This is a genomic window from Marisediminicola sp. LYQ134, assembly GCF_046599635.1.
GTDB lineage: Bacteria > Actinomycetota > Actinomycetes > Actinomycetales > Microbacteriaceae > Marisediminicola.
This window is the reverse complement of sequence record NZ_JBKIWP010000003.1, coordinates 146,574-160,473: the sequence shown is the minus strand read 5'-3', so window position 1 is coordinate 160,473 and position 13,900 is coordinate 146,574. Positions and strand designations below refer to the sequence as shown.

13 protein-coding genes are annotated in these 13,900 nt (G+C 68.7%); 9 read left to right on the top strand and 4 right to left on the bottom strand.

The features are described 5' to 3' along the window. Positions 1-214: 214 nt before the first annotated feature. Positions 215-1,012 (top strand): ABC transporter ATP-binding protein, encoded by a 798-nt coding sequence (locus tag ACLHIH_RS13975; protein ID WP_411317488.1) that lies wholly within the window; start codon positions 215-217, stop codon positions 1,010-1,012. Continuing rightward, a complete protein-coding gene (locus ACLHIH_RS13970) occupies positions 994-2,565 on the top strand; it encodes a transporter (protein ID WP_411317454.1) in 1,572 nt (523 codons plus the stop codon). The genes ACLHIH_RS13975 and ACLHIH_RS13970 overlap by 19 nt, the downstream gene beginning before the upstream one ends. Positions 2,566-2,571: 6 nt before the next feature. Here the strand turns inward: ACLHIH_RS13970 and ACLHIH_RS13965 are convergent, their stop codons facing one another. Together ACLHIH_RS13965 and ACLHIH_RS13960 are read right to left on the bottom strand one after the other, a co-directional pair. Further along, entirely contained in the window at positions 2,572-3,066 is a 495-nt protein-coding gene (locus tag ACLHIH_RS13965; RefSeq protein WP_411317453.1) for an HNH endonuclease, read from the bottom strand. 484 nt (positions 3,067-3,550) lie between these two features. Continuing rightward, positions 3,551-4,243, bottom strand: a complete 693-nt coding sequence (locus ACLHIH_RS13960) for a metal-dependent transcriptional regulator (RefSeq protein WP_411317452.1) — start codon at positions 4,241-4,243, stop codon at positions 3,551-3,553. 160 nt (positions 4,244-4,403) lie between these two features. On the opposite strand from ACLHIH_RS13960, the gene serC reads away from it, so the two are divergent. Continuing rightward, positions 4,404-5,516 carry a phosphoserine transaminase gene (gene serC, locus ACLHIH_RS13955; RefSeq protein WP_411317451.1) on the top strand — a complete coding sequence of 371 codons (1,113 nt, stop codon included), beginning with the start codon at positions 4,404-4,406 and terminating at the stop codon, positions 5,514-5,516. Positions 5,517-5,549: 33 nt separating this feature from the next. After that, positions 5,550-5,801 (top strand): DUF2530 domain-containing protein, encoded by a 252-nt coding sequence (locus ACLHIH_RS13950; protein WP_411317450.1) that lies wholly within the window; start codon positions 5,550-5,552, stop codon positions 5,799-5,801. Positions 5,802-5,917: 116 nt separating this feature from the next. On the opposite strand, the gene ACLHIH_RS13945 is transcribed toward ACLHIH_RS13950, so the two are convergent. Further along, positions 5,918-6,835: a DUF3027 domain-containing protein gene (locus ACLHIH_RS13945; protein ID WP_411317449.1), complete on the bottom strand. Its 918-nt coding sequence runs from the start codon at positions 6,833-6,835 to the stop codon at positions 5,918-5,920. Continuing rightward, the gene (locus tag ACLHIH_RS13940) at positions 6,828-7,208 is read right to left on the bottom strand and encodes a cold-shock protein (RefSeq protein WP_411317448.1); all 381 of its coding nucleotides are present in this window, start codon (positions 7,206-7,208) and stop codon (positions 6,828-6,830) included. The genes ACLHIH_RS13945 and ACLHIH_RS13940 overlap by 8 nt, the downstream gene beginning before the upstream one ends. Before the next feature lie 70 nt (positions 7,209-7,278). Between ACLHIH_RS13940 and ACLHIH_RS13935 the strand changes: the two genes are divergently transcribed. From ACLHIH_RS13935 to ACLHIH_RS13915, 5 genes are all read left to right on the top strand, one after another. Continuing rightward, positions 7,279-7,542: a hypothetical protein gene (locus ACLHIH_RS13935; protein WP_411317447.1), complete on the top strand. Its 264-nt coding sequence runs from the start codon at positions 7,279-7,281 to the stop codon at positions 7,540-7,542. Continuing rightward, a complete protein-coding gene (locus ACLHIH_RS13930) occupies positions 7,539-9,488 on the top strand; it encodes a helicase-associated domain-containing protein (RefSeq protein ID WP_411317446.1) in 1,950 nt (649 codons plus the stop codon). The genes ACLHIH_RS13935 and ACLHIH_RS13930 overlap by 4 nt, the downstream gene beginning before the upstream one ends. Positions 9,489-9,600: 112 nt before the next feature. Next, positions 9,601-11,286 (top strand): DNA repair helicase XPB, encoded by a 1,686-nt coding sequence (locus ACLHIH_RS13925; RefSeq protein WP_411317445.1) that lies wholly within the window; start codon positions 9,601-9,603, stop codon positions 11,284-11,286. A gap of 76 nt (positions 11,287-11,362) precedes the next feature. Further along, positions 11,363-12,055 carry a response regulator transcription factor gene (locus ACLHIH_RS13920; protein ID WP_411317444.1) on the top strand — a complete coding sequence of 231 codons (693 nt, stop codon included), beginning with the start codon at positions 11,363-11,365 and terminating at the stop codon, positions 12,053-12,055. A 73-nt stretch (positions 12,056-12,128) separates the two neighbouring features. After that, positions 12,129-13,805 carry a sensor histidine kinase gene (locus tag ACLHIH_RS13915; RefSeq protein ID WP_411317443.1) on the top strand — a complete coding sequence of 559 codons (1,677 nt, stop codon included), beginning with the start codon at positions 12,129-12,131 and terminating at the stop codon, positions 13,803-13,805. The last annotated feature ends 95 nt before the right edge of the window (positions 13,806-13,900 follow it).

The window sequence follows — 13,900 nt, the reverse complement described above, 5'->3', positions numbered from 1 at the left end:
TGAGTTTAGCCGCATCGCGACGGTGGGCCCTTCGAGAACCTCAGGGACCAGCGAGCGCCGATCCGTCGCACGGGGGATGCCGCGCGTCACCCGCGCCCGATAGCGTGAGCGGAGCCGAGCAAAGCTCGCGCCGCCCCCAAGACCCGAGAGCGAGACATCCGTGACCGACGCCTCGAACGCCCCACGACTCAGCGACGACGTCGTGGACGACCACATCCCCTCCCCCGACACCACACCGCGAGCCGCGGGCGCAGACGGCGAAACCGCCCTCAGCATCCGCGGCCTGCACAAGCGCTTCGGCGACAAGGTGGCCGTCGACGGCATCGACCTCGATGTTCCGGCCGGCTCGTTCTACGGCCTCGTCGGCCCCAACGGCGCCGGCAAGACCACCACGCTCTCGATGGCCACGGGCCTCCTGCGCCCCGACGCCGGCGAGATCACCATCCACGGAACGGATGTCTGGCATCACCCCCTCGAGGCCAAGAAACTCGTCGGCGTGCTGAGCGACAACGTCCGCCTCTTCGATCGCCTCACCGGCGAGCAGCTCGTCACCTACTCGGGCCTTCTCACCGGCTTGGACAGGGAGACCGTTGCGACTCGCGTCGCCGACCTCCTGCGCGTGCTCGACCTGCAGGAGGCCGCCGGCACTCTCGTCGTCGACTACTCGGCGGGCATGACCAAGAAGATCGCGCTCGCGTGCGCCCTCGTGCACGCGCCCCGGTTGCTCGTGCTCGACGAACCGTTCGAATCCGTCGACCCGGTGTCGGCCGCCAACATCCGCGACATCCTCGCCGGCTACGTGCGCACCGGCGGCACCGTGATCGTCTCGAGCCACTCCATGGATCTCGTGCAGCGCATGTGCGACCACGTCGCCATCATCGCGCAGGGCCGCGTGCTCACCGCCGGAACAGTGGATGCTGTGCGCGGCGACTCGAGCCTCGAAGACCGGTTCGTCGACCTCGTCGGCGGACGCAGCCACGAGGAGGGGCCCGAATGGTTGCGCATCTCCTAAAGCTCAGGTGGCTGCTGCTCGCCAACTCGCTCAAACGCAGCCCCTGGGTTCTCGTCGGCGCCATCTTCGGCGGGCTCTACGCCCTCGGCGCACTCGCCGTCGCGACCGTCGGGCTCGCCCTGCTCTCGGGCGCCGAACCCGAGACCGCCCGCATGATCGTGGTGCTCGCGGGCGCCGCGCTCATCATCGGGTGGGTCGTCGTGCCGCTGCTCACCTCCGGCATCGACCAGACGCTCGACCCCAGCCAGCTCGTCACATTCCCGATCCCCCTCAACAAACTCGTCGCCGGCCTCGCCCTCGCGGGCCTCCTCGGCATCCCCGGAATCGTCACGCTGCTCGGCGCCCTCGCCACCACGGTCACGTGGTTCCGCTACCCGCTCGCAGCCATCGCGGCACTCGTGTGCGCGGTCATCGGGGTGGCCACCTGCATCCTCGCCTCGCGCCTCGTCGCGACCCTCAGCCGCCGCGTCGCCGCCAAACGGCGCTACCGCGAGCTCGTGGGCATCCTCATCTTCATCCCCATCATCTTGATCGGGCCGATCCTCTCCTTCGTCGGAACCGGGCTCGACGCGCTCTCCGACCGCCTCCCCCTGATCACCGACGCCGTGTCGTTCACCCCGCTCGGCGCCATCTGGTCGGTGCCCGCCGACATCGCCCTCGGCGACTGGGGTGCCGCGGGCATCAAATTCGTCATCGGCCTCGCGACCCCCGTGGTGCTCGCGCTGCTCTGGCGACGCGGCCTCGCCGGCGCCCTCGTCACTCCCACCGAAAGCGGCGGTGGCGCGGCAACGCGCGGCAAGCTCGGGTTCTTCGGCACCCTCCCCGCGACCCCCACCGGAGCCGTCGCCGCCCGCGCCCTCACCTACTGGATTCGCGACCCCCGCTACTCCCGCCAGCTGCTCATCGTGCCTCTCTTCCCGGTGCTGCTCATCTTCATGAGCTCCACAGGCATGTCGCCGGGCCTCCTCATGCTCGCCGGGCCCGTCATCGCCTTCTCGCTCTCCCTCGCGATCTACAACGACATCTCGTTCGACAACACCGCCTTCGCCTCACACATCGCCGCGGGCCTCAGCGGCACCGCCGACCGCGCCGGTCGCGTGATCGCCGTCGCGAGCTTCGGAGTTCCGCTCGTCGTCATCGCGACACTCGCGACCGCCGCATTCTCCGGATCGTGGGATATCGCCGCACCCGTGCTCGGCATCGCCCTCGGGGTGCTCCTCAGCGGGTTCGGTCTCGCGAGCGTGTCCTCCGCGCGCGTCGTGTTCCCCGTCCCGGCCCCCGGCGACAACGCGTTCAAAACCATCCCCGGCACCGCGACCATCAGCTTCGTCAGCTCGTTCGCCGTCATGGGGCTGCTGTTGGTCGCGATCCTGCCCGAGCTCATCCTCGGCATCATCGCGCTCGTCACGGGTAACCTCGTGCTGGGCTGGATCACGCTCGTCGTCGGGGTTGTGCTCGGCGCAGGTCTCACGGTGGCGGGCATCCGCATCGGGGGGCGCATCGTCGACCGGCGCGCGCCCGAGCTGCTCGCGAGTCTGACCAAGCAGGGGTAGCGGGCCCTACGCCGCCGGCAGGTACTCTTCCCAGTCGGGCTCGGCGCGCTCGACCCCGCGCACGAGCCACGTCGTGCCGTGCGGGGGCTTCGGGCGCACGCGCAGCGTCCAGCCCATCTCGCCGGGAGTGCGGTCGCTCTTGAGGTTGTTGCACTTGAGGCAACACGCCACGAGGTTCTCCCACGAGTCCGCTCCCCCGCGCGACCGGGGCAACACGTGGTCGATCGTCGTCGCCGTGGTGCCGCAATATGCACACCGCTGACCGTCGCGCCGCAACACCCCGCGGCGGCTCACCGGCACGAGGCGGTTCGACGGGATGCGCACATACCGTCTCAGCAGAATGACCGACGGGCGATCCCACGCCTCAGACAACCCGAAGACCGGGTGCTCCTCGTCTGCGGCGATCACGGTGGCTTTGCCATTCATGACGAGCACGAGAGCTCGTTTGAACGACACGACCGCGAGGGGCTCGAACCCGGCGTTGAGAACCAAAGTGCGCATGCTCATCCTTAGACCCACGTCCCTGCACGGCTTGCAGGGAATCGAAGTGTCTTGGACCACGACCGGTTCACCCGGGAGCAGGCAAACAAAAAGGCACCGTCGAGGTGACGGTGCCTAACTGGTGCGAGCGGATGACTGCATTCCGCTCCGACTGCTGAATCGTATGTAGAACAGCGCGCGAACATCCACGGTTTGGATGCTGCGGCTACTCGACATTCGGCTCTCCGAAGAACTGGTGGAACTCCAAGGCCCTCAGAATAGCCCAGACCCCCGCGTTTGCACCTGTGCAGGAGCCCCGCGTCATCCGCTGTTCACACGAGGCGCGCGCCCCACACTGCGTCATTTCCGCGAGGGTACGCCCGATCCGGCGTACGCTCGCGGAAAGTGCGTACTCTCGGCTCGTACTTGAGCCCCAGGGGCGACCCCGCGAGAGAGCGGCAACCACGCCGGGAGCGGTGGGCGGCGGCCGTTCGCCTGGCCGGCGCTAGATGCCGACGTAGACGTGGATGGCCACCTCGTTGGGCAGCTCGAGGCCGTTCTCGTAGCCCTCGACCTCGACGAGCACATACGACCCCGCGGCCGAGAACTGCGCGTCGGCACCGGGCAGAACGCCGGCGCTGCGCAACTGCTCGAGCAGCTCGCTCTCGTATTGCACGGGCTCACCGAGCCTGCGCACCGTGCCCTTGACGGGTCCGACGGCACCGTGCACGAGCGCGACGATGTTGACGACGCCATCGGCGAACTTGCCGGTCGGCTCCTGCCCGAGCTCGTCGAGCCCCGGGATCGGGTTTCCGTAGGGCGAGTGCGACGGCCGGTCGAGCATCTCGATGATGCGGCGCTCCACCGACTCGCTCATCACGTGCTCCCAGCGGCAGGCCTCCTCGTGCACGAGCGCCCAGTCGAGACCGATCACGTCGGCGAGCAGGCGCTCCGCGAGGCGGTGCTTGCGCATCACGTGGGTGGCTTTGGCGCGGCCGTCGGCGGTGAGCTCGAGGTGCCGGTCGCCCTCGACGACCACGAGGCCGTCGCGCTCCATGCGGCCGACGGTCTGCGACACGGTGGGGCCGGAGTGACCGAGACGCTCGCTGATGCGGGCCCGGAGGGGAACGATGTTCTCCTCCTCGAGCTCGAAGATGGTGCGCAGATACATCTCGGTGGTGTCAATGAGATCCGTCATCGCGCCCTTCCTGCTCTCGCTCCCTAGGTAACCCTAACCTGAGGCGGCCCCCCGGCATTCCTGCCACCCCCCGCGCGCGCCGGCGCACGCCCGTGCGCGCTCGTGCGCAGAGCGGATGCCGCCGCGTCACCCTTCGACACGCCTCGATAACATGGGGGGCATGCCTGACATCGTCATCCCCACCGACCTCCTTCCCGCCGACGGTCGCTTCGGGTGTGGCCCGTCGAAGGTGCGGCCGGAACAGCTCGCCGCGGTCACGGCCCTCGGAGTGAACGTCATGGGAACCTCCCACCGCCAGGCACCCGTCAAGAACCTCGTCTCGAGCGTGCAAGTGGGCCTCGCCGACCTCTTTTCGCTCCCCGACGGCTACGAGGTCGTGCTCGGCAACGGCGGGTCGACGGCGTTCTGGGATTCGGCCGCGTTCTCCCTCATCGAGCGCCGCAGCGAGAACCTCACGTTCGGCGAGTTCGGGTCGAAGTTCGCCGCGGCCGCTGCCGCGCCCTTCCTCGACGCCCCGCACGTGCTCAAAGCCGACGCCGGGTCGCGCAGCGAACCCGAGGTCGTCGACGGCGTCGACGTCTACGCGTGGCCCCACAACGAGACATCCACGGGGGTCATGGCTCCCGTGACGCGCGTGCACGGCGACGCGGGCGCCCTCACCGTCGTCGATGCGACGAGTGCGGCCGGCGGCATCCAGTTCGACGCCGCCGAGACCGACGTCTACTACTTCGCCCCCCAGAAGAACTTCGCCTCCGACGGCGGACTCTGGTTCGCCCTCATGTCGCCCGCCGCGATCGAACGCATCGAGCGCATCGCCGCCTCCGACCGCTACATCCCCGAGTTCTTGAGCCTCAAGAACGCCGTCGACAACTCGCGGCTCGCGCAGACCCTCAACACCCCCGCAGTCGCGACGCTGCTCATGCTCGAGAACCAGATCGAGTGGATCAACACCAACGGCGGCCTCGCGTGGGCCGACGAGCGCACGCGCGAATCGTCGAACGCGCTCTACGCGTGGGCCGAGCGGGTCGACTACGCGACGCCGTTCGTTGCGAACCCCGACCACCGCTCGAGCGTCGTCGTGACCATCGACTTCGACGACTCGATCGACGCGACCGCCGTCACGCAAGCGCTGCGCGCCAACGGCATCGTCGACACCGAGCCCTACCGCAAGCTCGGCCGCAACCAGATCCGCGTCGCGACCTTCGTGGCCATCGACCCAGACGACGTGCGCAGCCTCATCGAGAGCGTCGAGTTCGTCGTCGCCGCCCTCTAGCGGGCAGCCCGACGACCCCGAGACCCCGAACTCATGCCCCTGCGCCTCTGGCTCAAAGACTCCGAGCGACGCCCCAACCCCGCGCCGGTGCAGACGGATGATCGTGCGCCCATGCTCCTCGGAACGGTCGGCTGGCTCGCGGCCCTCATCACCCTGCTGTTCTTCGCCGGCCCGATGATCGAGGGCGGCAACCGGTGGTGGCTTCTGACGTGCGCGATCGGCGTGGCACTCGGCCTCGCCGGGCTCGTCTACGCCCACCTCAAGCGGCGGCGCGCCCGGCGCTGACCCTGCGGGTGGCTCGCCCATTCGCAGGAAGAACCTCGCCCGGGGCCACAGAGACTCCTGCGGCCCGCGTTCTTCGGCCGAAAGCTCCTGCTAGTCGGGCCGTAGGTCAGCGCGGGTCAGCGGCGGCGACGACGACGCGATGTGGATGTCTGCGCCGCATCGTCGCTCGACCGCTGCGCGTCATCCGAATCGTCGTCTGACTCATCGCTGTCGTCGTCATTCGACTCGTCGTCGTCGTCTGAGTCGTCTGACTCGTCAACGTCATCGTCGTCGTCGTCGTCGTCGTCCGAATCGTCATCGTCGTCCGACTCGTCGTCGTCCGCCCCGTCTACGAGCTCATCGATGTCGACACCGTCGAGGTCGCCGCCGTGCAGCACGGGAACCGGCGCGCCGTCGTCGGATTCGTCGTCATCGTCCGACTCGTCGTCATCCGACTCGTCGTCGTCATCGTCTTCGAGGGCGGCGAGTTCGGCCGCTTCCGCATCCTGGGTCGCGCGGTACTCGGCGAGCCTGTCGACCCACGGCACCCAGTCCGGCGAGAGGATGGCGCCCTCACCGGGCATGAGCTCGACCTCGAGCACGCTCGGCTCTTCGCCCTCGACGTGGGCGATGCTCGCGGTCCAGAACCAGCCCGGGTAGCCGAGCATCGCGGTCTCGAAACGCACCGAGACGACGCCGTCGCCCTCGTCGAACGCCGAAGCGGGCGCGCCGATCATCTCGGCGGTCGTGATCTCGAGCAGCGCGGTGCGGGCGCGCGCGAGGTCGTCGTCGGTCGCCTCGATCGTCGGACGCGCGATCACCGCGGCTTCGACGGCCGCCGCGACCGCAGGGTCGATGTCGTCGGCGGCGACCTCGCTCTCGGCGACGTCGTCGATCGGGGTGTGCCGGCGATCGGTCTCGCCAGCAGCAGTGGTGTCCGCACCGCTCTCCGTAGCAGCGCCGTCGACCACGCCGTCGCTCACCGCCACGTCACTCGCGGCGGCAGCGTTCTGCTGTGCGTCGTCACCTGTCCCGTCGCCCACGGCGTCACGCATCCAGTTCGTCGGCGACTTTTCTCAGCATCGCCGCGATCTTGCGGCTGTGGCTCGAGTCGGGGTAGCGGCCGCGCTTGAGGTTCGCGCCGATGCCATCGAGGAGCTTGACGAGGTCTTCGACGATGATCGACATGTCGTCGGCGGGCTTGCGGGTGAGCTTCACCATGCTCGGGGGCGCCTCGAGGATGCGCACCGAGAGCGCTTGAGCGCCGCGCTTTCCGTCGGCGATGCCGAACTCGAGCTTCGAACCCGCCTTGACCGTGGCGCCTGCGGGGAGCGCCGAGGCGTGCAGGAAGACTTCGCGGCCGTCATCTGCTGAGATGAAGCCGAAGCCCTTCTCGTCGTCGTAGAACTTGACCTTGCCGGTAGGCATGGCGGCCCCTCTTTCTTGTCGCTGGAACATCCAAGCCTACGTGGTGCCGGGTGCATCTAGGCTTGACCCCGTGGTGAAACCGACGGAGTCCAGTGCGAACCGCGCCGAGCGCGTGCTCGCCTACATGCTGATCTCGATCGTCGCGCTCTCGCTGCTGTCGTTCCTGGCCGTGATTTTCGCCACACTCGCCGGCATGGTCCGCCAAGACTTCGGCGAGGGCGTCTGGCCCGCCATCACGATCCTCCCCCTCTTCGGTCTCCCGATCGCTTTCGTCATGCTGATCGTCCTGGTCGTGGTGAGTGCGCGACGGCGCGCACGCGGCAGCGCTGGATGAGCGACACTTTTTCGCTCGCAACCCGATTGCGAGCTCTCGATGACGAGACCCTGGCACGGGAGATCCGTGCGCGCGAGGTGCGCGCCGGCAGCATCAAAGACTTCTTCGACCTCGCCGAGGCTTTTCTCGACCGCCAGTCGATCCAGGTGCAGCTCACGCGCCTCGACCGCATGACCCTCGCGGTCGCGGCCGCCGCGTCGGCCGCGACGCCGTCTCGCGCGGTCACCGTCGACGAGGTCGTCGCGATACTGCGAGAGAAGGGGTCCGAGACGGATGCGAGCGCCGTCGAGTCTCGATTGCGAGCGCTCGTCGCGCTCCTCCTCGCCGACTCCGACACCGCCGACGAGGCCGACACCGACTCCGACAACTCGAACACGGCCGGGTCGGATGGCGCGGACTCCCCCACCTTCGCCGCGACCGTGTACGACAGCGTCGCCGAACAGCTGCGGTCGTGGCCGGCATTCGGTCTGCCGGGCCTCGACGAGCTCGCCTCCGCGGTGCCCGGGGGCGTGATGGAGCCCGTCGCCGACGTCGACATCCGTTTCATCGACCGGGTCGCCTCCGAGCGGGCGTTCGCGGCGACGAGCGAGATCACCGAGATGCTCGCCGAGCTCGAGCGCGAGCCCGCGCGCGAGCTCGCGAAGGGCGGCGTCGCCCTCCCCGACTCGAAGCGGCTCGCGAACGCCATGGCCGTGGCTCTCGAGAGCGTGCCGCGCCTGTTGACGATCGCGTTCGACGCCGACCTCGTGGCACGAGAAGGCGGCTTCGTGCTCATCACCGAGGCGGGCGGCGCGTGGCTGCAGCTCGCGACCGGCACCCGGTGGGGTGCTCTCGTCGACGGCTGGCGCAGGCGACTGCCGCCCGACATCCTCGCGGTTCTGCGCGAGCGCGACCACGCCGCGTGGGGTTCCGGTTTCGCGCGCTACATCGACTGGCTCTACCCCGCGGGAGGGTCGTGGATGGCCGACCGCATCGAGGTCTACACGACCGCGGCGGAGCTGCTCGGCATCACCGCAAACCAGGCGCCGAGCTCCCCCGGGTCGCTGCTGCTCGCGTCGGGAGCCGACGCGGCCGCGCCGGCCATGACCGAGCTCCTGCCGCGCGAGGTCGAACAGGTATACCTGCAGCACGACCTCTCGATCGTCGCCCCCGGGCCCCTGACACCCGAGGTCGACGGGCGGTTGCGCTCGATCGCCGACGTCGAGAGCCGCGCCCTCGCGTCGAGCTATCGCGTCACCGCGGCGACGATGAACCGCGCCATGGCCGCCGGCGAGACGGCCGAGAGCGTGCGCGAGTTCCTCTCCGCGATCTCCCTCACGGGCATCCCGCAGCCGCTCGACTACCTCATCACCGAGGCATCCGCTCGCTACGGACTCCTGCGTGTGGGCTCGATCTCGGAGAGCGACGCCGGCGACTCCGGCGCTCGCAGCTACGTGCGCAGCGACGACGAGGCGATGCTCGGCACCGTGCTCGTCGACCAGAACCTGTCGGCCCTCGGTTTCACGCGCATCGACGGCGGCCACGCCCACAGCCGCTTCGCCCTCGACACGGTGTTCTGGAGCCTGAGCGACGCGCGCTACCCCGTGGCCGCCGAGGATGCCGCGGGCGAGGTCGTGAGCGTGCGTCGCCGTCGGCACGCCCGACCCGCACCTCCCGCGACGGCCGACTCGGTCGCCGGACTCCTCGAGCGCTTGCGACTCGGAAGCGACGACGAACCCGACGAGGCCTCGGAGGCGTGGTTGTCGAGGCAGCTCGAGACCGCGATCCGCGTGAAAGCGGCACTCACGGTGAGCGTGACGATGCCGAACGGCTCGATCGTCCATTACCAGCTCGAGCCGACGAGCATCGCGGGCGGGCGTCTGCGAGCGCGGGACCGGCGCTCCGCGATCGAGCGCACCCTGCCGCTCTCGAGCATCGCCGGCATCTCGACCGCCGACGACGCCTGAGCGGCGGCGAGCACGCGGCCCGAACCGGCCACCCGGACGACCGCCGCTCGAAGGGGGTTTCGCGGGCGGCGGAGTCAGCTCTCCGCCAGCACGGCGCGGTTAGACTTCCGTGGTGAATTCCGCCCCCGCTCCCGCACCGGTGTCTGCCATCCCGGGCCCCCTCATCGTGCAGAGCGACCGCACCGTGCTCCTCGAAGTCGCGCACCCGCTCGCCGAAGACGCGCGCCACGATCTGGCGGTCTTCGCCGAGCTCGAACGGGCCCCCGAACACATCCACACCTATCGCATCACGCGACTCGGGCTGTGGAACGCGCGCGCAGCCGGTCACGCCGCCGACGACATGATGGCGACACTCGAGAAGTACTCGAAGTTCCCGATCCCCCAGAGCGTCTCGGTCGACATCGCCGAGACCGTCGCGCGATACGGACGCCTCGTCATCGAGCGCGACAACGAGGGCGTGCTGACGCTCACTGCCACCGACTCCGCCGTGCTCGCCGAGATCGCGCGCGCGAAGAAGATCGCCAACCTGCTCTTCGAGAAGCGCGGGGACAACTCGTTCGTCATGCAGCCGTGGGCGCGAGGCGAGCTCAAGCAAGAGCTGCTCAAGCTCGGGTGGCCGGCGGAAGACCTCGCGGGCTACACGCCCGGCACGCCCCACGAGATCGCTCTCGACCACTCGGGCGGGTTCGCTCTGCGCGAGTATCAGGACCACGCGGTCGCGAACTTCTTCGAGCACGGTTCGGGAGTCGTCGTGCTTCCGTGCGGGGCGGGCAAGACCCTCGTCGGCGCGGGCGCGATGGCCACCTCGAAGACGACGACGCTCATCCTCGTGACCAACATCGTGTCGGCCCGCCAGTGGCGCGCCGAGCTGCTCAAGCGCACGACCCTCACCGAAGACGACATCGGCGAGTACTCCGGGCAGCTGAAAGAGATCAAGCCCGTGACGATCGCGACCTATCAGATCCTCACGGCGAGGCGGAAGGGCGAGTACGCCCACCTCGCGCTCCTCGACGCCCTCGACTGGGGTCTCGTGATCTACGACGAGGTGCACCTGTTGCCCGCGCCCGTCTTCAAGCTCACCGCCGACCTCCAGGCGCGTCGCCGCCTCGGCCTCACCGCCACACTCGTGCGCGAAGACGGGCGCGAGGGCGACGTCTTCAGCCTCATCGGACCCAAGCGCTTCGACGCTCCGTGGAAGGAGATCGAAGCTCAAGGGTTCATCTCCCCCGCGTCGTGCTTCGAGGTGCGCATCGACCTCCCTCACCAAGAGCGACTCGAGTACGCCGCATCCGCCGACGACGCGCGCTATCGGCTCGCCGCGAGTGCCCCCGCGAAGCTCGACGTCGTGCGTCAGCTCGTCGCGAAACACGAGGGCGAACGCATCCTCATCATCGGGCAGTACCTCGACCAGATCGACGAGCTCGCCGAAGCCCTCGACGCTCCGCAACTCACCGGTGCGACCTCGGTCGACGACCGGGAGCGGCTCTACCAGGAATTCCGCGACGGCACGACGAAGATCCTCGTGGTGTCGAAGGTCGCCAACTTCTCGGTCGACCTCCCCGAGGCGACCGTGGCGATCCAGGTGTCGGGGTCGTACGGCTCGCGCCAGGAGGAGGCCCAGAGGCTCGGCCGCCTGCTTCGCCCCAAGGAGTCGGGACTGCCCGCCAACTTCTACACCCTCGTCACGCGCGACACCGTCGACCAGGATTTCGCCCAGAACCGGCAGCGGTTCCTCGCCGAGCAGGGCTACAGCTACACGATCCTCGACGCCCACTCGCTCGACGCCGCCGCGGCGTGACCACGCCGGACGTCCACTCGCACAACATGCGCTTTACGCCCAGACAACTCCCAGCGCTCTCGCAAATAATAGGGACATGAGTGATGGCCCGAAAATCCTTATCGTCGACGACGAACCCAACATCCGCGACCTCTTGACCACGAGCCTCCGGTTCGCCGGTTTCGCTGTGCGAGCGGTCGGCAACGGCGCCCAGGCCATCTCGGCGGTTCTCGAAGAGGAGCCTGACCTCATCATCCTCGACGTCATGCTCCCCGACATGAACGGCTTCGGCGTGACCAAGCGACTGCGGTCGAGTGGATACACCTCGCCCATCCTCTTCCTCACGGCGAAAGACGACACCGAAGACAAGATCACCGGCCTCACCGTCGGCGGTGACGACTACGTGACCAAGCCGTTCAGCCTCGACGAGATCGTCGCGCGTATCAAAGCGATCCTCCGTCGCACCATGGCCGAGGAGGAAGACGCCATCATCCGCGCGGGCGAACTGACCATGGATCAGGACACCCACGAGGTCACGATCGGCGCAGAGCAGATCGAGTTGAGCCCCACCGAGTTCAAGCTCCTGCGCTACCTCATGCTCAACCCCAACCGCGTGCTCTCGAAGGCTCAGATCCTCGACCACGTCTGGGAGTACGACTTCAACGGAGACGCCGGAATCGTCGAGAGCTACATCTCCTACCTCCGCCGCAAACTCGATCAGTTCTCGGCCGAGCCGGTCATCCAGACCAAGCGCGGATTCGGGTACATGCTCAAGGCGACCAAGGTCTGACGGGCTCCGGGCAGCCTCCGGAGGGTGCGCCGCCCAGAACCCCACCAGGCTGACGCGCTAGCCTGGCGTTCTTATGCCTGAGCCCCTCGCCGAGCGGTGGAACGCTGTTTCGCTGCGCACGAAGATCACCACGGTGACCGTGCTTCTGGTGACCCTCGGGCTCCTCGTTGCGGGAGTCGGCACGATGACCGTATTGCGCACGTACCTCATCGAAGCCGTCGACGCGAAGCTCGAAGACACCGTGGGCGGGCTCAGCGTCGGCGAACTGCTCGAACTCGACTGCATGAACCCCGGGCCGAACGACTACTACGTCGCCGTCATGAACGACAACGGCCTCGTCATCTGCGAGAGCACGCACGCCGACCCGCCGCCCGTGCTCTCCCAGATGAAAGAGGGCGACATGAGTGTCGACCCTCACCCCTTCACGCTGTGGGATGCCGCGGGAGCGACCCAGTGGCGTGCCGTCGCCGTGCCGATCGCCGACGTCAACTCCTCGGCCACCGGCGGACTGCTCGTGGCCCTCAACCTCGACGACACCAACGACATCATCGGGCGCTACGCGAGCATCTTCCTCGGATTCGGCCTTTCGGTCGTCATCCTCGGTGCGGCCCTCACGAGGCTCCTCGTCACGACGACCCTCGGCCCGCTGCGGCAGGTCGAGGCGACCGCCGCGGCGATCGCCGACGGCAACTTCAGTGAGCGGATGCCCGGCGCGACGCCCAACACCGAGGTCGGCCGACTCAACGGCTCCCTCAACACGATGCTCGCCCGCATCGACCGCGCCTTCGGCGATCGGGCCAACACGATCGAGCAGATGCGCCGATTCGTCGGTGACGCGAGCCACGAGCTGCGCACCCCCCTCGTATCGGTTCGGGGTTACGCCGAGCTCTATCGCATGGGAGCGCTGACCTCGCCCGAAGACGTCGCGCAAGCCATGGAGCGCATCGAGAAGGAGGCGATCCGGATGGGTGAGCTCGTCGAGGATCTCCTCGAGCTCGCGCGCATCGACGAGGCGAAGCCGCCGAAGTTCGCTCCCGTCGACCTCGTTCCCATCGCCTACGACGCCGCCCTCGACGCGATGGCGCAAGCGCCCGACCGCACGATCAGCGTCGAGATCATCGAGGTCGAGCTCGGCGAGCCCGACGAGAACGACGTCGGAGACACCCCGGCCGGGCCCGCATCGGACGACGCCGTTCCCGCATCGACGCCCCGGTCGCTCGTCGTCGCGGGCGCGCGTCGCCTCACGGGCTCGCAGCTGCTGCGGTTGCGGCCGCGCCGCTCGGCGAGCAAGCGCGCGACCGTCGACGAACCCGTCGAACGCGAGGCCGAGGAGAGCGCCCTCCTCGAGACCCCCGCGATCGTGCTCGCCGAGGAGAACAAGATCCGCCAGGTAGTGACCAACCTGCTCGGCAACGCGATGAGGTTCACCGACCCCGGAAGCCCCATCGAGATCGGTGTGAGCGTCGACCCGCGCGCCGAGGTCGCGATCGTCGACATCATCGACCACGGCGACGGAGTCCCCCCGCAGATCCGCGACAAGGTCTTCCAGAGGTTCTGGCGCGCCGACACCTCCCGCACGCGGGAGACGGGTGGCAGCGGCCTCGGCCTCGCGATCGTTCTCGGCATCGTCGAAGCCCACCGGGGCACCGTCGAGGTTCTCGACACCGAGGGTGGCGGAGCGACCTTCCGGATCGCACTCCCCCTCCTCCCCTCGGACTGGACGCCCCAGCCTTCCCCCGAGACGGCCTGACGCCTCACACCCGCGCGTCGCTGCCCTACGGTCGACCCGACATCCGCTTCACGCGGGTGCTCTGCGGCCGGCAGGAGTAGAAGAGAGGCCCATCC

Excerpts from the sequence above, each read along its gene's own strand:
- ACLHIH_RS13960 (WP_411317452.1), bottom strand. The coding sequence starts at position 4,243 with ATGACGGATCTCATTGACACCACCGAGATGTATCTGCGCACCATCTTC.
- ACLHIH_RS13940 (WP_411317448.1), bottom strand. The coding sequence starts at position 7,208 with ATGCCTACCGGCAAGGTCAAGTTCTACGACGACGAGAAGGGCTTCGGC.
- ACLHIH_RS13920 (WP_411317444.1), top strand. The coding sequence starts at position 11,363 with ATGAGTGATGGCCCGAAAATCCTTATCGTCGACGACGAACCCAACATC.
- ACLHIH_RS13945 (WP_411317449.1), bottom strand. The coding sequence starts at position 6,835 with ATGCGTGACGCCGTGGGCGACGGGACAGGTGACGACGCACAGCAGAAC.
- serC (WP_411317451.1), top strand. The coding sequence starts at position 4,404 with ATGCCTGACATCGTCATCCCCACCGACCTCCTTCCCGCCGACGGTCGC.
- ACLHIH_RS13970 (WP_411317454.1), top strand. The coding sequence starts at position 994 with ATGGTTGCGCATCTCCTAAAGCTCAGGTGGCTGCTGCTCGCCAACTCG.
- ACLHIH_RS13915 (WP_411317443.1), top strand. The coding sequence starts at position 12,129 with ATGCCTGAGCCCCTCGCCGAGCGGTGGAACGCTGTTTCGCTGCGCACG.
- ACLHIH_RS13965 (WP_411317453.1), bottom strand. The coding sequence starts at position 3,066 with ATGCGCACTTTGGTTCTCAACGCCGGGTTCGAGCCCCTCGCGGTCGTG.
- ACLHIH_RS13950 (WP_411317450.1), top strand. The coding sequence starts at position 5,550 with ATGCCCCTGCGCCTCTGGCTCAAAGACTCCGAGCGACGCCCCAACCCC.
- ACLHIH_RS13930 (WP_411317446.1), top strand. The coding sequence starts at position 7,539 with ATGAGCGACACTTTTTCGCTCGCAACCCGATTGCGAGCTCTCGATGAC.